The 19,398-nt window shown below is 68.5% G+C and carries 20 protein-coding genes and 1 tRNA gene; 7 read left to right on the top strand and 14 right to left on the bottom strand.

What is annotated here, in order from left to right; translation table 11 throughout:
• Positions 1-24: 24 nt before the first annotated feature.
• A complete protein-coding gene (locus OHA25_RS21910) occupies positions 25-798 on the top strand; it encodes a hypothetical protein (RefSeq protein ID WP_327589358.1) in 774 nt (257 codons plus the stop codon).
• Between the two features lie 40 nt (positions 799-838).
• Here the strand turns inward: OHA25_RS21910 and OHA25_RS21905 are convergent, their stop codons facing one another.
• Positions 839-1,207 (bottom strand): YbaB/EbfC family nucleoid-associated protein, encoded by a 369-nt coding sequence (locus tag OHA25_RS21905; protein WP_327589357.1) that lies wholly within the window; start codon positions 1,205-1,207, stop codon positions 839-841.
• Between the two features lie 171 nt (positions 1,208-1,378).
• Here OHA25_RS21905 and OHA25_RS21900 point away from each other — a divergent pair, with 171 nt between their 5' ends.
• Positions 1,379-1,678 (top strand): hypothetical protein, encoded by a 300-nt coding sequence (locus tag OHA25_RS21900; RefSeq protein ID WP_327589356.1) that lies wholly within the window; start codon positions 1,379-1,381, stop codon positions 1,676-1,678.
• Positions 1,679-1,694: 16 nt separating this feature from the next.
• Positions 1,695-2,405: a hypothetical protein gene (locus OHA25_RS21895; RefSeq protein WP_327589355.1), complete on the top strand. Its 711-nt coding sequence runs from the start codon at positions 1,695-1,697 to the stop codon at positions 2,403-2,405.
• Positions 2,406-2,432: 27 nt separating this feature from the next.
• Here OHA25_RS21895 and OHA25_RS21890 read toward each other — a convergent pair whose 3' ends face one another.
• The 5 genes from OHA25_RS21890 to OHA25_RS21870 all read right to left on the bottom strand — a co-directional run bounded on the left by OHA25_RS21890 (position 2,433) and on the right by OHA25_RS21870 (position 7,083).
• Positions 2,433-3,293 carry a hypothetical protein gene (locus OHA25_RS21890; protein WP_327589354.1) on the bottom strand — a complete coding sequence of 287 codons (861 nt, stop codon included), beginning with the start codon at positions 3,291-3,293 and terminating at the stop codon, positions 2,433-2,435.
• 90 nt (positions 3,294-3,383) lie between these two features.
• The gene (gene rnhA / locus OHA25_RS21885; RefSeq protein WP_327589353.1) at positions 3,384-3,881 is read right to left on the bottom strand and encodes a ribonuclease HI; all 498 of its coding nucleotides are present in this window, start codon (positions 3,879-3,881) and stop codon (positions 3,384-3,386) included.
• Positions 3,882-3,893: 12 nt separating this feature from the next.
• A complete protein-coding gene (locus OHA25_RS21880) occupies positions 3,894-5,474 on the bottom strand; it encodes an AAA family ATPase (RefSeq protein WP_327589352.1) in 1,581 nt (526 codons plus the stop codon).
• A 189-nt stretch (positions 5,475-5,663) separates the two neighbouring features.
• Positions 5,664-6,065: an IS1096 element passenger TnpR family protein gene (locus tag OHA25_RS21875; RefSeq protein WP_327589351.1), complete on the bottom strand. Its 402-nt coding sequence runs from the start codon at positions 6,063-6,065 to the stop codon at positions 5,664-5,666.
• A 127-nt stretch (positions 6,066-6,192) separates the two neighbouring features.
• The gene (locus OHA25_RS21870) at positions 6,193-7,083 is read right to left on the bottom strand and encodes a TIGR03619 family F420-dependent LLM class oxidoreductase (protein ID WP_327589350.1); all 891 of its coding nucleotides are present in this window, start codon (positions 7,081-7,083) and stop codon (positions 6,193-6,195) included.
• 291 nt (positions 7,084-7,374) lie between these two features.
• On the opposite strand from OHA25_RS21870, the gene OHA25_RS21865 reads away from it, so the two are divergent.
• On the top strand, positions 7,375-10,098 hold the full coding sequence (locus OHA25_RS21865; protein ID WP_327589349.1) for an ATP-binding protein: 2,724 nt from the start codon (positions 7,375-7,377) through the stop codon (positions 10,096-10,098).
• Positions 10,099-10,178: 80 nt separating this feature from the next.
• Here OHA25_RS21865 and OHA25_RS21860 read toward each other — a convergent pair whose 3' ends face one another.
• The 4 genes from OHA25_RS21860 to OHA25_RS21845 form a co-directional block, all read right to left on the bottom strand.
• Positions 10,179-10,715: a dihydrofolate reductase family protein gene (locus OHA25_RS21860; RefSeq protein WP_327589348.1), complete on the bottom strand. Its 537-nt coding sequence runs from the start codon at positions 10,713-10,715 to the stop codon at positions 10,179-10,181.
• 90 nt (positions 10,716-10,805) lie between these two features.
• Positions 10,806-11,144 (bottom strand): hypothetical protein, encoded by a 339-nt coding sequence (locus OHA25_RS21855; protein ID WP_327589347.1) that lies wholly within the window; start codon positions 11,142-11,144, stop codon positions 10,806-10,808.
• Between the two features lie 145 nt (positions 11,145-11,289).
• Positions 11,290-12,054, bottom strand: coding sequence for a hypothetical protein (locus tag OHA25_RS21850; RefSeq protein ID WP_327589346.1), 765 nt, complete (start codon positions 12,052-12,054; stop codon positions 11,290-11,292).
• 19 nt (positions 12,055-12,073) lie between these two features.
• Positions 12,074-12,147: transfer RNA gene (locus tag OHA25_RS21845), tRNA-Lys, on the bottom strand.
• 136 nt (positions 12,148-12,283) lie between these two features.
• Between OHA25_RS21845 and OHA25_RS21840 the strand changes: the two genes are divergently transcribed.
• A complete protein-coding gene (locus tag OHA25_RS21840; protein ID WP_327589345.1) occupies positions 12,284-13,123 on the top strand; it encodes an AAA family ATPase in 840 nt (279 codons plus the stop codon).
• Positions 13,116-14,483: a vWA domain-containing protein gene (locus tag OHA25_RS21835; RefSeq protein ID WP_327589344.1), complete on the top strand. Its 1,368-nt coding sequence runs from the start codon at positions 13,116-13,118 to the stop codon at positions 14,481-14,483. The genes OHA25_RS21840 and OHA25_RS21835 overlap by 8 nt, the downstream gene beginning before the upstream one ends.
• Here OHA25_RS21835 and OHA25_RS21830 read toward each other — a convergent pair.
• The gene (locus OHA25_RS21830) at positions 14,480-15,247 is read right to left on the bottom strand and encodes a nuclease-related domain-containing protein (RefSeq protein ID WP_327589343.1); all 768 of its coding nucleotides are present in this window, start codon (positions 15,245-15,247) and stop codon (positions 14,480-14,482) included. The two genes, OHA25_RS21835 and OHA25_RS21830, sit on opposite strands and share 4 nt — an antisense overlap.
• Positions 15,248-15,400: 153 nt before the next feature.
• Here OHA25_RS21830 and OHA25_RS21825 point away from each other — a divergent pair, with 153 nt between their 5' ends.
• The gene (locus tag OHA25_RS21825; RefSeq protein ID WP_327589342.1) at positions 15,401-16,000 is read left to right on the top strand and encodes a TetR/AcrR family transcriptional regulator; all 600 of its coding nucleotides are present in this window, start codon (positions 15,401-15,403) and stop codon (positions 15,998-16,000) included.
• Here the strand turns inward: OHA25_RS21825 and OHA25_RS21820 are convergent.
• Genes OHA25_RS21820 through OHA25_RS21810 form a run of 3 tightly spaced genes read right to left on the bottom strand, consistent with a single transcriptional unit; the run spans position 15,971 to position 19,373 of the window.
• Positions 15,971-17,014, bottom strand: a complete 1,044-nt coding sequence (locus tag OHA25_RS21820; protein WP_327589341.1) for an acyl-CoA dehydrogenase family protein — start codon at positions 17,012-17,014, stop codon at positions 15,971-15,973. The genes OHA25_RS21825 and OHA25_RS21820 overlap by 30 nt on opposite strands.
• On the bottom strand, positions 17,011-18,174 hold the full coding sequence (locus OHA25_RS21815; RefSeq protein ID WP_327589340.1) for an acyl-CoA dehydrogenase family protein: 1,164 nt from the start codon (positions 18,172-18,174) through the stop codon (positions 17,011-17,013). The genes OHA25_RS21820 and OHA25_RS21815 overlap by 4 nt, the downstream gene beginning before the upstream one ends.
• Positions 18,171-19,373 carry an acyl-CoA dehydrogenase family protein gene (locus tag OHA25_RS21810; protein WP_327589339.1) on the bottom strand — a complete coding sequence of 401 codons (1,203 nt, stop codon included), beginning with the start codon at positions 19,371-19,373 and terminating at the stop codon, positions 18,171-18,173. Before OHA25_RS21810 ends, OHA25_RS21815 begins: the two co-directional genes overlap by 4 nt.
• Positions 19,374-19,398 lie beyond the last annotated feature (25 nt).

The raw sequence follows: 19,398 nt of genomic DNA, 5'->3' as shown, positions 1-19,398 counted from the left end.
ATCTGCCACAAAGGAGGGCTCGCCGTGCGCGTCCACCTGGTCGTCCCGATCATCGCCCTGCAGTTCTTACCCGCCCCCGCGGCGAGCGTCGTGGACTACGAGTGCACCACGACAGCCACAGGCCAGAAGCAGCAGGTCAAGGTCAACGTCGAACTGACGGTCCCCGCGCGTGCCGCGGTTGGGGAGAACCTGACGATCGGCTGGCGCGGCACCTATGTGGCGGGAGCCGAGCTCCGCGCACCCTCGACCGGCCTGGACGGCGGTCTCAAGCTGTACGCGTACGCCGGCATCAGCAAAATCCCGCGGCTGACCTCGGCCACCGGCGTGGGGCAGCTCGGCACGATCACCCCAGGCCAGCCCATCCCGCTCCCCACGACCACGGTCAACCTGACGACGACACCGCCGGGCACGGGCGAGGGCGAGGTACACGCCGCCGCCATCAACATCGGCCCCAGCCCTCAGGAGCCCTTGATCGAGTGCGAGGTCAAGAACAAGTCCGCTCTCACGCAGTACCCGCTCGCCGTCGGGGAATCCGATGGCGCGACAACCCCCACTTCCTCCCCCACCGACACGGCCGACGACGAAACCACGGACGACGAGGACGAGAGCGACGCCACGACCCCAGAGGTGACGACCACCGTCACGACCACCGCGACCCCGGAGGGAGGAGTCGATACGGGGGCCGGGGGCGAGGCCGGGCCGGACGGGCGGGCATTGATGCTGGCCGGATCCCTGGTGATCCTCGCTTCCGCCACCGGCCTCCTGCTGCGCCGCCGCCCGCGCAGGAACCTCCCGTAGAGCACTCGGCTCGATGCGCTCGAGCTTGCGCCGCCGCGGCTCACCGAGAGCGTCCGTAACCCTCCATCTCCCTCATGAAGGCGGCGTGGGCGTCCGTCAGCCGGCGCTCCATGGCCTCGAACGCGGCCTCGTCCACAGACGGGTCGACGCCGGTGTCGGAGACCAGGTCGCGGGTCTGCCGCACACAGTCGTCCTGCGCCGCGTTGACCGCGCGTAGCAGCTCCTCGGCGAGGTCCTGGCTGGCCATCCGCATCACGCGCGGGTTCAGCTCGATCGAGTCGATACGGCCGGAGCTGTCGGCCCCCACAACGATCTGCCCGCCCGCGGCCGTGCCGGTGCCGCGGATCGCGCCGAGCCGTTCCTGCAGGTCGGCCAGCCGCCGCATGGCCTGCTCCGCCTCCCTGGCCACCCTTTCCAGATCATCAGGTCCGATACCACCAGGATCGAGCACCAGCGGCCCCCTCCGCGACTACCGCATCAACGATCACTCCTGACTTTGATCAAAATACTCGATACGCTCATTCCGCGTTAAGTAGATGTTTCGTAATCCGCAAACTGCGAGCGCGGCGGGGGAGAGATCATGGCCCAGGACATCCACATCACCTCCAAGACCATCGCCGACATCCAGCGAAACCTCCGCGAGTACGTCATCCCGGGCCTCGAGCGCCTCAAGAGCTCCGTCGACAGCACCGACGTGCCCTTCCCCGGCTTCGGCACCCTGGGCTTCGTCCTGATCGGCAAGTACGACGGCGTGCGCGACGACGTCAAGAACTACGCCGACGACGCCATCGACACCGTCGTCAAGTGGATCGACGCCCTCGAGACGATCAAGAAGAACTGGCGGGACGCCGAGGACGCCAGCACCGTGGTCTACCAGTGACAGGAGGATCCCACCCATGCCCTATCCCCTGCTGCACGCCAAGGCCGCACTCGACGAGCTCAAGCTGGCCGCGAGATCAGCCCCGGGCATCATGGTCGGCGTGACGATCGCCACCACCGCGCTGGCGAACGTCCCCGGCATGGGCGACGCCAAGGCCAACTGGAACTCACTGGCCAAGGCCCTGGAGGTGGAGTATCCCAACCTCATCGGCAACGCCGTCTTCCTATCCAGGGCCGGTTGGATCGCCGACGACCGCGAGGCGTTCCTCAACGCCACCAGCCTGTTCTCCGGCGACCTGCAGAAGCTGAGCGGCCTCTGCTACACCATGGAAGGGCAGGTCGACCAGGTACGCGATGCCTACGCGCTCTACTGGATGGAGATCGGCGTCCTTGCGGCCGCCGTCCTTGGCTACCTCCTCGCCTGTCAGGCCATGCGACTGACGCCTCACCTGCGTGTCGCGGGTGACATCATGCTGGCCAGGCTCACCATGCTGACCAACGCCATGATCGCCCAGAAGACCAAGGTCCTGTACGGCTTCCTGGCGGTGGCCGGCGGCACACTGGCGACGAGCTCGCAGTCGCTGGGCCAGCTGTTCAACATCAAGCCGACCGAGGGCGCCGCCGTCAACTTCGAGCGCGCCGTCATCTCCACCGACCGGCCCTCGGTCTACCTCGCCCCGAAGCGGGAACTGCCCGCCCCGCCCGAGCGGGAACAGCGGCAGCGCTGACACGACAACGGGCATCCCTTCACGGACTCACAGTTCGAACGGCTCGTGGGAGTCGGCGTACTCCACTGCGGGCTCGGGAGGCAGAGGGTCTCCGGTGCGGGGGTCGGTACGGGAGGCCTTCATGATCTCGGTGGCCGTCAGGGGACGGAGCGCCCCTTTCACGATGGCCCAGCCTCGGACGATCTTCACAGGCAAGCCATTGTCAGGATCGGTTCTGGAGGTGAAGGAACGCATGACGATGCTGCCCTCGGCTTTGACCGCCCGGGCGAAGCTCAGCATCAAGGACAAGGCCGTGATCTCCGCGTCTACGGCTCTCATCGTGTTCTTCCGGAGCTCCACCTCGGCCACAAGCTCCAGGGGATCGTGCGCTCTGTCGCTCACGTGGCAGGTGAAGATGTGCGAGCCGGAACCCGCGTGGGTCCAGAGCCATGCGAGCAGGTCGGCGGCATATTCCTCCGCTTCCAGCACTGCCCCGTAGGGCAGAGGGTCCAGCAGGTCCATTGTCCGGATGCTGAGTGTCCTGAGTCGTTCTCGATGCGCGAGCGAGGCCACGAGTTCAGCGATGGGCTCGCCCCGATAGCGGAAGGGCTCGCCCTCATCGCACACTGCCGCAGCGTAGAGGGCCCTGCTCGCAGCCGAGTCGGGCGGCAGTTGCTCCGCCTGGCAGTATTCGGCGTATTCGGCCGGGATGAAGGTCTCGACCCTGACGCTGTGGCCGGCTTGGAGCATAGAGCGCATGCTCTGCTCGCATGCGGCCAGATATTCGTCGTATGCGCCGAACTCAAATGACGGGTAGGACGCCATGGTGGCGAGGTCAAGCTCGTCGAGGAGCAACGCGATACCGATGGCAGCGCCATGGCGGGGCTTCCGCCTTCGCTTCTTTCCCATGCGGGGACCGTAGTGAGGCCTGTCCAGCCGTATGTGGTCCGAACCACATTCTGTGGAAGAAGCTGTGCGGCGCCGCACAGCGATGGCGCGTCAGGATGCCGCCTGCGCCACGCCGTGGAGTGCGGCATTACACCTTGACCTACCGCCCCCGCTCACGACCTCGTCGCAACCCCGTCGGGCCAGTTCGTCCGCCCGTTCGTTGCCGGGGTGGCCGTTGTGCCCCTTGACCCACAGCCACTCGACCTGGTGTCTGTCGGCAGCCTGATCGAGCCGCTGCCACAGGTCGGCGTTCTTGACCGGCTCCTTGGCCGCAGTGTGCCACCCGTTGCGCTTCCACCTGGCGATCCAGGAAGTGATTCCGTTCCTGACATACGTGCTGTCGGTGTGCAGCCGGACCTCGCAGGGCCGTTTCAGCGTCTCCAGCGCCATGATCGCAGCCAACAGCTCCATGCGGTTGTTGGTGGTCGGGCCCTCGCCACCGTGCAGTTCCCGCTCATGGTTGCCGTACTGCAGCACGGCACCCCAGCCGCCTGGCCCGGGATTGCCGCGGCATGCGCCGTCGGTGAAGATGTCGACCACGTCCGTCACGCTGACAGTCTCTCAGGCCTGCAGCACGGTGACCGACCGGCCGGAGGGCGTGGTGGCGGTCGTCACGGTCGTGCGTTCGGCTGCGGGCGGGGCGTCCCGCCGTACGTCAAAGACGATGAGGAGCCCGGTGCGCAGGTCGAGATGGTCCAGGTAGCGGTCCAGCTGGGCCAGGCCCTCGACGACCGGGTCGGGGCGGTCCGGGCGGTGGACCTTGAGCTCGACCGCCTCCCACTGCCAGACCCGCTTGCCCTCCCCATCGCGATACGGCCAGCGGACACACAGGTCGATCCGCCCCCGGCCCAGCGCGTACTCACGGTCGATGATGCCGCCACCGTTGACGACCCTGTGCAGGAACCCCATGAAGACCAACTGGGCGGCGGCCTCGGTATAGCCTTGCCCGACCGTGAGGATTTCCCCGTCCTTGCGCCAGAACGCCGCGAACTCCGCTACCAGCCTGGCCATGTCCAGCCGCCCATCGGCAGCGACAAAGCTACGCGGCTCCAGCACGACCTGGTCCTCGACCTTCGCCGCGAGTACCCGGGTGATCACTTCCTGGTAGATCGGGTTGGAGATCTGCAGCGGCTTGCCTGGCGCGACCAACCCCAGGTCCTGCACATAACGCACGTCGTCGCTGTAGACGGCGATGTTCTCGGACGGCACGGTCAGCCCGGCGAGCATCGGCTCGATGACCCGCTGCACCCGCGTCTCGTGCAACCGGGCCGCCAACGAGTCCAGATGGGTCTCGCGCTGCCGGATCAGCCGCTCGACCGCCTCGTCCATCAGCTCATCGGTGACCGGCCCGGTGATGCCGCGCTCACTGATGATGTCGTAGGCCAGGGCGTTGACCAGCCAGGGCTGCCCCTGGCTTGCCTCGAAGGCACGCTGCACCGCCGCGAGCGCGAACTCCTGGCCGGTGGCCGAGGTGTGCTGGCGGTACAGCTCGGCCACCTGATCGAAGGTGAAGTCCGGGACCCGCATCCCCACCTTCATATTGAAGGGGGACGAGGAGACCAGCCGCTCCGGATTGCCACCCGAGGCGGCCTTGTAGTCGCGTACATCACGCATCCCACAGACCGCCACGCTCTGCGGGAACGCCGCAGGGCGGCTGTTGTGCCCATCACGCAACTGCCGCAGCACGCTCACCAGATGGTCGCCGGACAGCGCGTCGATCTCATCCAGGAAGAGCACCACAGGACGGGGAGAGCGGCGCGCCCACTCGCGCAGCCCCCGGCGCAGCTTGGTGCCCTCAGGGGCCTGCGGCCACGGCTCCGGCGGGAGGCATTCGGACGGGAGCTGCGCCTCGGCTGCCATTTCCGCGATCGTCGCCAGGATCCGGTCCTCCGGCGAGGCGGCGCCCGGCTGTTCGGTGGAAGCGGTCTCGCAGGACGCGTAGACCGCCGCATACACACCCTCGGCCGTCAGAACGTCGGCATAGGCCTTCAGTGTGGTGGTCTTCCCTGTCTGCCGGGGGGCGTGCACGACGAAGAACTTCTCTTCCTTGATCATCCGGCGTACCTTCGGCAGACGCGCCAGCGGATCCAGCTGGTAATGGAGATTCGCGCGGCACGGGCCGGTGGTATTGAAGGACTTCACACATTGCACCTTAGTCACTGCGCTCCGTTACATCCCGCTCTTCAGGAAACCCATGAGCGCCCCGCCACGTCGAGTGCCTGCGGGAGATCGACTCCCACCTATTCCCGAACTCGGCGCGACGGCACCCTGGACGCCGTCCAGACGCTGCCGGCATCCGCGATAAGTCAGAGGAGTCCTGACATCGGCCGGTTACTCTTGAATGCCGTGATCGAGCGCACGGGTGACGAACGGGTCCGGACTCGCGCACTGGAACCTGGAACTACCGGAAGCCTGAGCCAGGGATCTGGTCACTCGTCCACATCGTCCTCCCGAGGGGGCAGTCACCGAGGTCGTAGGTGTACGACAGCGTCGACCGGGGGCGGGCAGCACCCGCTTCAGGTGGCATAGATCCTCGTCCCCGCACTCCTCCAGCCGGGCGAACGGGGCGCTGTAGCGGCGCCTGCCCACGTTGAACACATGCAGGTGGTGGCCAGACCAGCCGAACAGCACCCGGATGACCTGGTGCAGGCGGCCGAGCGAGTACTTCTCCGGCAACAGGACCCGCCGCCACATCGCGGCGGCCAGGGAGATCTTGAGCTGGTAGACCGGCACCGGCGGCGGCGATCTGCCGGGTGGCCTGGATATCCTCGGACAGCGGCATCTTGACATCGTGTAGGGCGACGTCTGGCCGGTGCTCCCGCGCCGGCAGAACGGCCTGCGCGTCCTCGCCGGCCTCGACTCAGACGATCTTCAGGAGCTCCGTCATGCGTTCAAGCTGGGCGTCAGGCGGAACGGGGTCGTAATCCATCGACCAGAAGACCTCGTCGACCTCGAGGGCCCGGAGCCGGTGAAGGTCCTCGGCGACCTGGTCGGCCGAGCCACCAAGCGGCGGGCGATCGTCGACGGGCCGGTCCTTGAGCGAGTTATTGACCCGGACGACGACGGGCAACGAGCCGGGGTCGCTCTCCGCCTCGCGGAAGGTGGTGACCGCCTCCTCCAACGCCTCCCAGGACATCAGCACCGGGTTGAACCCAAGCCCCAGCCTCGCGGCCCGCCTGATCGAGATGGGAGCGACCGCGCCGACAACGATCGGCGGACCGCCGTCCTGGACGGGCTTGGGATTGAGCCTGGACTCTGCGATCTTGAAGAAACGGCCGTCGAACGAGACCGGATCGGGCCCCCAGGCCGCCCTCATGGCCTGGACGAACTCCGCGAACCCCGCTCCCTGACGGCTCACCGGCACCCCGGCCGCCTCGAACTCTTCGCGCATCCAGCCCTGGCCGAGACCGGCCACGATCCGGCCGCCGCTGAGCCGATCCAGGGTTGCGAAGCTGCGCCCGAGGGCGGCCGGGTTGTGCAGGAGGGCGCTGATGATGCTGGTGCCCAGCCGGATCCTGCTGGTCTTGGCGGCCGCGAAGCCGAGTACCTCCAATGGAGAGTAGACCGTGTTGTAGGGCTCCATCATGGGGAACTCCTGGCCGCCCATCGAAACCAGTCCGGTCGGAGAGAGCAGTCGCTCGAACGTCCATAGCGAGCTCAGGCCGATGCGTTCCGCGCCTTCGGCGATCTGAGCGATCGCCTCGGGTGACGCGTAACGTCCCCCGGTGGGGAGAGAGAGCCCGAACTTCATGAGTTCCCATCCTTTCGATGGTGCAGGTGGATTGGGCGAAACCGGCGCCCGTAGGCGAGATGGGCGTTGTGTCCGCCTCGGCGATCTCGGCGACGGCCTCGGCACATCCGCGAAGCGAGAGCCGACGCGGACCGGCAGCCCGCGTGATCGAAGGCGGCTGACGATCCGGCGGCCGGTCTTCCAGGTACCGCCGATGACCAGGATGTCTCCTTGCCCGAACGACATGCTCGAGACGGTACGTAGGATGCATGTTTCGAGGCATCGGACATCGCATCGGAAATGTGGTCGGTCATGGAGCTGCACGGGAGATCCGCCGAGGTGGCGGCGATCGACCGGTTGCTCCTGGACGCGCGTGCCGGGCTCAGTAGCAGCCTCATCCTTCGCGGTGAACCCGGGATCGGGAAGACCGCACTGCTGGAGCACGCGGCAGGCACCGCCCAAGGCATGCAGGTGGTGCGGGGCTCCGGGATCGAATCGGAGGTGGAGCTGCCGTTCGCGGGCCTCCACCTGCTCCTGCGGGGAGCACTCGACAAGCTGCCGAACCTGCCCGAGCCGCAGCGGCAGGCGCTGGAGAGCGCCTTCGGCCTCCGCCCTGCCGTACCGGCAGACCGCATGCTCGTCGGGCTCTCCGTCCTGTCGCTCCTGTCGGAGCTCGCCGAGGACCGGCCGTTGCTCTGCTTGATCGACGACGCGCAATGGCTGGACCGGCCCTCGGCCGAGGCGCTGCTGTTCGCGACGCGACGTCTGGACGCCGAGTCGGTCGCCGTGATCTTCGCCGCACGGGACGGTGAGCGTCCGTTCCCCGCACCCGGGATTGCCGCGATTCGCCTGACCGGGCTCGCGGCTGAGGATGCGGCCGCGCTTCTCGACGAGCACGCCCCGGCGCTGGCCCCCGACGTGCGGGCCCGCGCGCTCGGCGAGGCCGGTGGCAACCCGCTCGCGCTCATCGAACTGCCGATCGCCCTGGACGGGAACACCTCGAGCGGCCTGCTCCCACTGACCAGCCGCCTGCGGGCCGCTTTCCACGGCCAGGTCGCACGGCTGCCGGAGGTGACGCAACGACTCCTGCTGGTCGCCGCCGCGGACGACACGGGCAATCTGACGATCTTGCTAGAGGCTGCCCGCGAGACCGTCGGGGCGCTGCAGCCCGCGATGGAGGCCGAGCTGATCCGGCTGGACCAGCACGCCAGGACTCTACGGTTCCGTCACCCGCTGGTTCGCGCGGCCGTGTACCAGGAGGCGTCGCTGGATCAACGCCTGGCCGCACATCGGGCACTGGCCGACGCGCTGGTCGGCAGCGACCGTGCCGACCGGCGGGCATGGCATCTCGCTGCCGCCGTGACCGGGCAGGATGAGGATGCCGCCGTCGAGCTGGAACGCGCAGCCGTACAGGCCGGCGAACGAAACGGGCACGCGGCCGCGGCGGCCGCCTATGAACGGGCGGCCCAGTTGACCAAGGAGCCTGCCGAGCGGGCGCGGCTACTCACCTGTGCGGCGGAGGCCGCCACGGAAGCGGGTGAACTGGCCTGGTCGAGTGACCTGGCCGAGCGGGCACGACCGGGCGCGAGCGACCCACTCCTCGGCAGCCGGCTGGTCCGCGTGCTCGCGTCGGCACACGCCGGCCAGGGGTCATTCCGTGCCGCGAATGCGCTACTGGCCGAGGAGATCTCGCAGAGTCCCCAGCGCACGATGGAGATCTTGATGGAGATGGTGGCCAATGCCTGGTTCGCGGGAGACGGCGAGCTGATCTCCCAGGCCGCCGAGCGCCTGGATGCGGTACGGCTGCACGCCGATGATCCGCTGGTCCCGCTCCATCAAATCCAGAACTGGATCATCTCGCTCTCGGTCGGGCGCCCCACAGAACACCTGCCGCCGATGGCGGAAGTGATAACGGCCGCCCGGAGGAATCATGTTGGCCGCCCGCACGACCTGCTGCACTTCTGCGGGCTGGGACTGATCGCCGGGGTGGATACGCAAGCCCACGACCTGGCGGCGGAGGTCGTCGCCGACAGCCGGGCCATGGGTCGGGTGGGCCTCCTTCCCCAAGCCCTGTATCACCTGGCCATCTCCCAGGTTCAGCTCGGCCGTTATCGAGACGCGGCGACCAGCGCGGGTGAGGCGGTGCGCATCGCCCGTGACATCGGCCAACGTCCGTGGCTCAGCCTCGCCAGCAGCGTGCTCGCCTACCTTGCCGCCGTGGAAGGAGACGAGGAACGCTGCCGCGCCGCCGCCGCTGATGCGCGTACCGACGCCGGGGCGAGAATCTACTCGCCGGGGATCCACCGGGCCGGCTGGGCCCTCGGCCTGCTCGACCTGGCCCACAGCCGTCCTGAGCCCGCACTGCGGCACCTGGAGACCGTCGCGGAGAGCCCCGCCCGCTACCAGCTGCCCGGCCGGCACAGCGTCCCCGATCTGGTCGAGGTCGCCGTACGGCTCGGGCTTCCTGAGCGGGCCTCCGCGGCGCACCGGCGCCTGGAGGCGCTCAATCAACAGGTGGGCAAACCCTCGGTCGGTGCTCTCGTCGAGCGCTGCCGGGCGCTGCTCGCACCCGACGAACACGCGGACGACCACTACCGTGCCGCCCTCCGCCTCCATCAACAGGACAGCCGGGCGTTCGAACACGCCCGCACCGAGCTGCTCTACGGAGAGTGGCTGCGCCGCGCGCGTCGCAAGGCCGAGGCACGAGGCCACCTGCGCGCGGCCGCAGAGATGTTCGACCGCATCAACGCCCGCCCGTGGGGAGAGCGGGCGCGTTCCGAGCTCAACGCGACCGGACTCACCCTTAACCGGCGTTCGCAGCCCGGGCTGCTCTCCCGCCTCACCCCGCAGGAACTGCAGATCGTGCAGCTGGCCGCCCGGGGACTGTCCAACCGGGACATCGCCGCCCAGCTCCTCATCAGCCCGCGAACCGTCAGCCATCACCTCTACAACGCGTTCCCCAAGCTCGACGTCGCCTCTCGACGCGAGCTCGCCACGCTTCCGTCAACCGGTCAGACACCTACGAACAGGCCTTGAAGCGACGGATCGCACGGGTGGGCACGTGGCGCCAGCGTCGCGTCGCTTCAGGGGAACCAGGACGGCGAAGTCGGAGCGCTTCACTCGACGGAGTACGTCGTCTGGACGAGACCCGCCTTGAGCACTTTCGTGGACAGGTGCGTGAGTGAGATGTCGGCGTCCAGCGGGCCGAAGAGCGGGAGGCCGGAGCCGATCAGGACGGGAACCTGGGTGATGGTGATCTGCTGGACCAGGCCCGCCCGGAGGAAGGTTTGGATGGTCTGTCCTCCGTCCACGTAGACGCTCTTGGTTCCGCGGTCGGCCAGGCCGGCGATGAGCTGGTCCAGGTCTCGGTAAACCGTGATGCGGGGGTCGGTGCCGGCGGGTAGGCGGCTGCTGATGACGGCCACGTTCTTGCCGTCGTACTGCCACCAACCGGATGCCGTGACAGCTTCGTAGGTGGCGCGGCCCAGTACGACGGTGTCCACGCTGGACATGAACTCTGGATAGCCGTACCCATCCCCGCCGCCGGCGGCCTCACCTCTACTGATCAGCCAGCCGAGGTCGCCGTCAGCGCGGGCGATGAAGCCGTCCACGCTCGTGCCGATGAAAACTGACGCGGTGAAAGAACGATCCATCGTCGTCTCACTTCCGAGGTCGGGCCGTCGCGCGGCCTTGGGAATCGATACTGGTGGAACGGTACGTAGATTGGTTGCCGCAGGAATCAGTCATCGCATCGGAAATCCGGCCACGAGCAGAGGCGCGGCATAGGCAAGTACGACTGCGCGCCAACTGGGTGGCAGGCCGGTCACGTTGATCGCGCGCGGGAGGCGAACGCTTGCCGTCGAGGTGCCCAGGATCAGCACGGCGAGTGTGGCGGCGAATGCCGGGCCGCCGAAGATGAACGACCATTCGGCGAAGGCGACTGCCTCGTCGGTGGTGGCGGCGAGCGCCCGCAATCGCTGGTGCATGGCCGCCGCCAGCAGCACCAATGCGACCGCGGAGGCGATGAGCAGAAGCGCGCCCAGCGTCATCGTGCCGCCGTGGCTTTGCGCGTAGCGGAGCACCTGGGTGTCGGTGGCACCCGGTTGCGGGGTGGATCGGTTGGCGATGACCTAGCCGATGGTCAGTGCGACATAGCCGGTGGCGGCCACGATCAGGCTCGGGTGCCGGGCTACGCCGTCGGGGCGAGGTTCCCGCTGGGCAGGTGGATCAGCGGTGGTATTCACCAGTTGCATACCGCACCCGCTCCGTTGGCTTGATCTTGCCGAATGGCTTGTAGAGCGAGAGCCAGGCGGCCACCACGAGAGCCACGATGTGCAGCGCGGCCAAACCGACGAGGCTTTGCTGGACCTCGACCAGGCCGGGTCCCGGCGCATCGGCGTTCGCGATGGCGAAGGAGATCCAGTCCGGCGAGTTGACCACGGTCACCGCAATCGTCGCCACTGTGACGACCAGCTTGGCGGGCGGCCAGTAGTACTTGAACATCCCCCACGGAGTACCCCAGCAGATGACCACCCCCGTGAGGACCGTCGTCAGCGCCGACGGGACGACGACGGTCCCCACCAAGAGCTCGTGAAAGCGGTAGGCCGCCTGCAACGTCGCCGGCTCGGAAATGCCCAGCGCCGCGATCTCCAGCACGGATATCGCGGTCGCAAGGCCGAACCACCCGACCGACGCCAAGATATGGATCATCAGGATCGCCTTGCGCCACGGCTTGGCTAGCCGGAATCCACGGGTTTTCGTCACGATCGCCTCTCCCAGGTCCAGGTACCGGTTCAGAATGGCGGGCGGCGTCGGGCGCTGAAATCCGCCTGAGGAAGAGTGGTCCTCTACAACCAGCGGAGTAGATGACCAAACCGGCGGCCGCCAGTAGACGGCGCGGACTTGGCGAGCATTGGCAGACCAGTGGCAGACAGCTCGGCGCAGCGTCCGCAGGTTGCTGCCACTCAACAAAGAAACCCAGGTCACGTTCATGACCTGGGTTTCTTCTCGGTGCGCCGCCAGGGACTCGAACCCCGGACCCGCTGATTAAGAGTCAGCTGCTCTAACCAACTGAGCTAGCGGCGCCTGCAGAGGAATATACCGGTGATCCTCATCCTGGTCGAATCGGTATCAGGCGGGCTCCTGACGCCGGGCCGGGCGGCAAAAGCTCTGCCTGGCTAGAATAAAGTTCGGCACCGAGCCCCGGCAGACAGGATCATCGATGTTCGACTCGCCCGCCGACGTGACGGAACGGCTCGCCGCCGTGGACTACCTCTCCGACGACGCCATCTCCACCTCGGTTTTCCTGGCCGCGGCGCTGGGCAAGCCGCTGCTGGTCGAAGGGCCCGCGGGCGTCGGGAAGACGCAGCTGGCCAAGGCGGTGGCCCTGGCCACGGGCGCCCAGCTGGTCAGGTTGCAGTGTTACGAGGGGCTCGACGAGGCCCGGGCGCTGTATGAGTGGAACTACAAGAAGCAGTTGCTCAGGATCCAGGCCACCAGCGCCGACGACGACATCTTCAGCGAGGAATTCCTACTGGAGCGGCCGCTGCTCAAGGCGATCAGGTCGGCGAATCCCACCGTGCTGCTCATCGACGAGACCGACAAGGCCGACGTGGAGGTCGAGGGGCTGCTGCTGGAGCTGCTGTCCGACTTCCAGGTGACGATCCCCGAGCTGGGGACCATCGCCGCGACGCGCCGGCCGTACGTGGTGCTGACCTCCAACGCCACTCGCGAGCTGTCCGAGGCGCTCAAGCGGCGCTGCCTCTACCTGCACCTCGAGTACCCGACCCCCGAGCGGGAGCGGGACATCGTGCTCAGCCAGGTGCCCACGATCCGGGCCGATCTGGCCGAGCAGCTGGCCAGGACGGTCGCGACGCTGCGGGCGCTGGAGCTGAAGAAGGCGCCGTCGGTGGCCGAGACCGTGGACTGGGCCAACACGCTGCTGGCGCTCGGCCGGGAGGAGCTGGACGAGGCGACCGTCGCGGGAACCCTGGGCGTGGTGCTCAAGCACGCCTCCGATCAGCTGCGGGCGGTCAAGGAGCTGGGGTTGCCGGATGCCTGACTCTCTCGTGGATCGGCATGTGGGGTTCGTGCACGCGTTGCGCGCCGCCGGGGTGCCGGTGTCGGTGGCCGAAGGGCTGGACGCGGCGCACGCGTTGCGGGTGATCGAGCTGGCCGACCGGGAGTCGTTGCGCGCCGCTTACGCGGCGACGCTGGTCAAGAAGCCCGCGTACCGGCCGGGGTTCGACGTGCTGTTCGACCTGTGGTTCCCGGCGGCGACAACCGGCATGTACGCCGAGCGGCCGGATAAGACGATAAATCCGGAAAAGGCGTCGGTTGAGGACCTTCGTGAGCACCTCGCAAGCCTCCTGACCGGCGGCGCCGACCAGGAGATGCGCGAGTTCGCCCAGGCCATGGTCGAGCGCTTCGGACGCCAGCCCGCCGGCCCCGGCCGTCAGGGCTGGTTCTCCTACAGCATCATGCGTGCCCTGTCCCCCGAGACCCTGATGGCCCGCATCCTCCGCAACGTCCTGGCCGGCCAGGACCGCGGCGGCCTGGCGGAGAAGACCGTGCGCCAGCAGGTCAACGCCGGTGTCCGGCGCTTCGAGGAGGCCGTCGCCACCGACGTGCGCCGTCGCATCGCCGAGGACTCCGGGATCGAGCGCATCGCCCGCTCCACCGTCCGCCCCCCGCTCGACCAGATCGACTTCCTGCGCATCACGAAGGCCGACCTGGCCCGGCTGCGCAGGGAGGTCTATCCGCTGGCCAGGCGCCTGGCGGCGCGGCTGACGATCAAGCACAGGAAGGGCCGGCGCGGGCGGCTGGACTTCCGCAGGACGATGCGGGCCTCGCTGCAGAGCGGCGGCGTGCCGCTGACCACCCACTTCAGGCCGCCCCGGCCGCACAAGCCGGAGCTGGTCATCCTCTGCGACACCAGCGACTCGGTCTCGTCGTTCGCGCACTTCACGCTGCTGCTCACGTACGCGTTGCGGGAGCAGTTCACAAAGGTGCGGGCGTTCGGCTTCGTGGACACGGTGGACGAGATCACCAGGTTTTTCGTGCCGGGCGCCGACGTGGTCGAGGCGATGACCAGGCTGGCGAACGAGGCCGACATGGTGCGCTTCGGCCGCACCAACTACGGCCACTCGCTGGAGCGCTTCGCCGAGCGGTACGGCGACGCGATCGGCCCCAAGACGTCACTGCTGATCCTCGGCGACGCCCGCTCGAACTACCAGCCGCCCGCCCTGGACGTGCTGAAGGATCTGGTCTCCAGGTCCCGGCACGCCTACTGGCTCAATCCCGAGCCGAGGCGGCAGTGGGACACGGGCGACTCGGTGGCGGGCGACTACGGCACGGTCGTCCCGATGCACGAGTGCCGCAATGTCGCCCAGCTCACCGCGTTCATCGAAACGCTGGCTTAGACCTTCTGCAGCGCCCTGGCCGCCGTGCGGGTGAGCAGCTCGATCTGCTCCTCGGTGTAGACCCGCCCCTCGGCCGCCTTGATCACCTTGGCCGCCAGCCGGGGCTTGAGCAGCGTGAGCCCCTCGGCCACCAGGATGCCGCCCTTGGGCATGTCCCCACAGTGGACCGCGAGCATGGGGGAGATCGTCACCGGGACGCCCGTCTCGCGGGTCAGCAGATCGGCGAACGCCTCGGCGGTTCCCACCAGCGCCTTGGCCTCTTTGGAGCCGTACTTCTCGCCGAAGAACAGCCGCCCGGCGTAGCAGGCGATCTCGGTGTCGGGGCTCCAGGACTCGTTGTCGACGATCCACACGCCGGCCGGGCCGATGACCAGGTGGTCGATGGAGGCCTGGTCACGGATGGCGCGGCCGTCGAGCACGTTGTAGCCCTGCTTGCCGAGCGACCTGCGCAGGAGCCTTCCTGTGATCACCTCACCGCGCTTCGCCCCACGCCAGACCGCGGTCGCGTGGAACGAACGCCAGTCGAGGAACCAGTCGCCCCCGGCGACCAGGCCGCCGAGGAGGAGGCCGATGAACGGCGCGGCGCCCGTGAGGTCGAACCTGATCGCCAGCGCCACGCCCAGGACGAACCCCACAGCCGTCTTGACGTATCTCGCCCGGCGGCGGTTCTGGGCATCTTCACGCCAGAACTTCTCATACCACCACTGGGGGGAATTCCCTGTGTATTTCTCGCTTGGCTGCACGTAGATAGAGCCACCGGGCACGGCAAACTCCCCGAATGAGTAGGTGAAACAGGATCTGCCACGCCGAAGATCCCTCGCCGGTCAAGGGATACCCTTCCGCGAACCAAGGCAAGCCTAAGGTGACGCCATTCGAACCAGCAAGGCCAGTAACCGACCAGTCGGTATGCTAGGTCCGTGACTCATGTGAAAGAGGAACCGGTAAGGCAGCGGCTCCTGGCCGAGGCGACCCGCTTGTTCGCCGAGCGCGGGTTCGAGGGCACCTCTGTACAGGAGGTCGTATCAGCCGCCGGCGTCACCAAGGGCGCCATGTACCACTATTTCGACTCCAAAGACGATCTACTGCACGAGATCTACGCCCGGGTGCTGCGCATGCAGATGGACCGGTTGACGCAGATCGCCGACAGCCCGGGCACGCTGAAGGAGCGCCTGCACAAGGCGGCGGCCGACGTCGTGGAGACCACGACCGCGAACCTCGACGACTCCAAGATCTTCTTCAGGTCGATGCACCTGCTCGCGCCCGAGACGCAGAAGACCGTGCGGGCCGAGCGCCGCCGTTACCACGAGCGATTCCGCGAGCTGGTGGCCGAAGGGCAGCGCACGGGGGTTTTCAGTGACAAGGTGCCCGCCGAGCTGGTCGTGGACTACTTCTTCGGCTCGGTGCACCACCTGGGCACGTGGTTCCACGCGAACGGGCCGCTGACCGGCGCCCAGGTGGGCAGGCACTTCGCCGACCTGCTGCTCTCCTCACTCGGGGCCGGGGACGCCGGCGAGTGAGGACAGCGCCTCACGGTGGTCGCCGGGCGTGCCCAGTGCGATCTCGGCGGCCTTGGCGCGCTTGAGATAGAGATGGACGGGGTGCTCCCACGTCATCCCGATCCCGCCGTGCAACTGCAGGGCCTCCTCGGCGGCGTGTACGGCCACGGCGGCGTTCCATGACTGGGCCACGGCCACGGAGAGCGGCGAAGGGTCGGCGACCGCGTTCCTGGCGGCGGCCCTTGCCCTGACCACGTCCAGCCACAGGTCGGCCAGCCGGTGCTTGATCGCCTGGAAGGAGCCGACGGGACGGGCGAACTGGTGGCGCTCCTTGACGTAGGCGAGCGTTGACTCGAGGCACCACTCGGCCACCCCGAGCTGTTCGGAGGCCAGCAGCGCCGCGCCGGAGCGCAGCACCGCGGCCAGGTCGCAGGCCCCGACGCGGCGGGCCCGCGCCCGCTCGAACGTGACGGTGGCCACCGGCCTGGTCAGGTCGAGCGACGGCACGAGCTCCACGGCCGCCCCTTCGGCGGTGTACAGGTCGCCGTCCACCGGCACGAGCAGCACGTCGGCCACGTCCGCCCCGGCCACGCCGGTGACCGTGCCCGACAGCCGCCCGTCCTCGATCCGCACCGACGAGCCACGCAGCGGCCGGTACGGCGAGGCCGCGAACGACACCGCCAGCGCGGCCGTCGTCCGGCCCTCGGCCAGCTCTCCGAGCAGGGCGTCCCCGGTCGGCAGCAGCGCTTGGGTGGCCAGCACCGAGCTGGTGAAGAACGGCACCGGCGCCACCGCCCGGCCCAGCTCCTCCAGCACGACGGCCACCTCGCTGGCCGACGCGCCGGCGCCGCCGAGCTCTTCGGGGATCAGCAGCCCGGCCACGCCGATCTCGCCGGCCAGCGTCTTCCACAGGTCCAGGTCATAGGGGTCGGACTCGATCCGCTTCAGCACCGCGGCGGGCGGGCACCGGTCGGCGAGCAGCCCGCGCACGGCCGCCCGCAGCTCCTCCTCGACCTCGGAGTAAAGGAGTGTCATCGCGGCAGGTCCTTCCAGGGCACGTCCTTGTCGACGCGGGGCTCCGAGGGCAGGCCGAGCACCCGCTCGGCGATGATGTTGCGCAGGATCTCGGACGTGCCGCCCTCGATCGAGTTGCCCTTGGCCCGCAGGTAGCGGTATCCGGGGCCGCGGCCGTAGAAGTCGACGTCCTCCGAGCGGCGGAACGCCCAGTCGTCGTAGCCCAGGTCGCGCTGGAACTCGACCTCGAATCCGGACAGCGCCTGGTTGAGCTTGGCGAACGACAACTTCATGCCCGATCCCTCGGGCCCGGGGTGCCCGGCGGCGAGCTGCTCGCGCAGCCGCGTCCCCGACAGGCGGGTGACCTCGGCCTCCACCCAGAGCGCCAGCAACCGCTGGTGCAGGTCGTGCGTACGCAGCTCGGGGTGCGCGTGCCAGGCGTCGAGCACGGGCCCGACCATGCCGCCGCCGCGCCGCACGGGCGCGCCGCCGATGGCGACCCGCTCGTTCATGAGCGTGGTCTGCGCCACCCGCCAGCCATCGCCGACCTCGCCGAGCCGCAGGTCGTCGGGCAGCCGCACGCCGGTGAGGAACACCTCGTTGAACTCGGCCTCGCCGGTGATCTGCCGCAGCGGCCGCACCTCGACGCCGGGCGCGTGCATGTCGCACACGAAGTACGTCATCCCGCGGTGTTTCGGCACGTCAGGGTCGGTACGGGTAACAAGGATGCCCCACCGCGCATGATGGGCGCCGGACGTCCACACCTTCTGGCCGTCCACGACCCATTCGTCCCCGTCCCTGACCGCCCTGGTCGCGAGCGTGGCCAGGTCCGACCCGGCGCCCGGCTCGCTGAAGAGCTGGCACCAGATCTCCTCCCCCGTCCACAGCGGGCGCAGGAAGCGGCGCTTCTGCTCCTCCGTGCCGAACGCCAGGATCGTCGGCGCGGCCATGCCGAGTCCGATGCCCTGGACACCGGTGTTGATCTGCGGCGTGCCGGACAGCTCCCGCTCCACGACCTGCTGCAGCTCCCTGGCCACCCCCAGCCCGCCGAGCCCTTCGGGGAACCACACCCAGGCCAGCCCGGCGTCGAACCTCGCCCGCAGGAACGCCAGCCGGTCCCCGCCGGGATCGTGCTCGCCGAGGAACGCCGCGACCCGCTCCTTGATCTCCGCCTCGTTCACATCCACCTCTTGAGCTCGCGATAGGCCAGCGACCGCTTGTGCACCTCGTCGGGGCCGTCCGCCAGGCGCAGCGAGCGGGCGCCAGCCCACAGCGCGGCCAGCGGGAAGTCCTGCGAGACGCCGCCCGCGCCATGCACCTGCACGGCCTTGTCGAGGATCCACTCCACGGTGATCGGGGTGGAGATCTTGATGGCCTGGATCTCGGTGTGGGCGCCCTGGTTGCCCACCGTGTCCATGAGCCAGGCGGTCTTGAGCACGAGCAGGCGCAGCTGCTCGATCTTGATGCGGGACTCGGCGATCCAGTCCTGGACGACGCCCTGCTGCGCGACGGGCTTGCCGAACGTGGTCCTGGCCAGCGCCCGCTTGCACATGAGCTCGACCGCCCGCTCGGCCATGCCGATCAGGCGCATGCAGTGGTGGATGCGGCCGGGCCCGAGTCTGGCCTGGGCGATGGCGAAGCCGCCGCCTTCCTCGCCGATCAGGTTTTCGGCCGGGACGCGGACGTCCTGGAACTCGATCTCGGCGTGGCCGCCGTGGTCGGCGTCGGTGTAGCCGAACACGCGCATGCCGCGCTTGATGTGCAGGCCGGGCGTGCCGCGGGGCACCAGGATCATGCTCTGCTGGCGGTGCGTGGGCGCGTCGGGATTCGTCTTGCCCATGACGATGAAGATCTTGCAGTTCGGGTTCATCGCGCCCGAGATGAACCACTTACGACCGTTGATGACGTACTCGTCGCCGTCGCGCACGATCGAGGTGGCGATGTTGGTGGCATCGGAGGAGGCCACGTCGGGCTCGGTCATCGCGAACGCGGAGCGGATCTCGCCGTCGAGCAGCGGCTGCAGCCATTCCTTGCGCTGCCACTCGCTGCCGAACATCGACAGCACTTCCATGTTGCCGGTGTCGGGCGCGGCGCAGTTGGTGGCGGTGGGCGCGATGGTGGGACTCCGGCCCATGATCTCGGCGAGGGGCGCGTATTGGAGGTTCGTCAGCCCGGCGCCATGCTCGCCCGGCAGGAACAGGTTCCACAGGCCGCGCTTCCTGGCCTCGTCCTTCAGATCGGACATCAGCGGCGGCGTGCTCCAGCCGCTGGTCGCCGCCTGCCCCTCGAAGGCAGGCTCGGCGGGGTAGACGCATTCGTCCATGAAGCGCAGCAGACGCTCGCGCAGGTCCTCGGTGACTTTGTCAAAGGCGAAGTCCATGACGTGAGCCTACCGACCGGCCGGT

It is taken from the genome of Nonomuraea sp. NBC_00507 (genome assembly GCF_036013525.1).
Lineage (GTDB): Bacteria > Actinomycetota > Actinomycetes > Streptosporangiales > Streptosporangiaceae > Nonomuraea.
The sequence above is the reverse complement of the archived record's forward strand: the minus strand, read 5'-3'. Positions and strand labels throughout refer to the sequence as shown.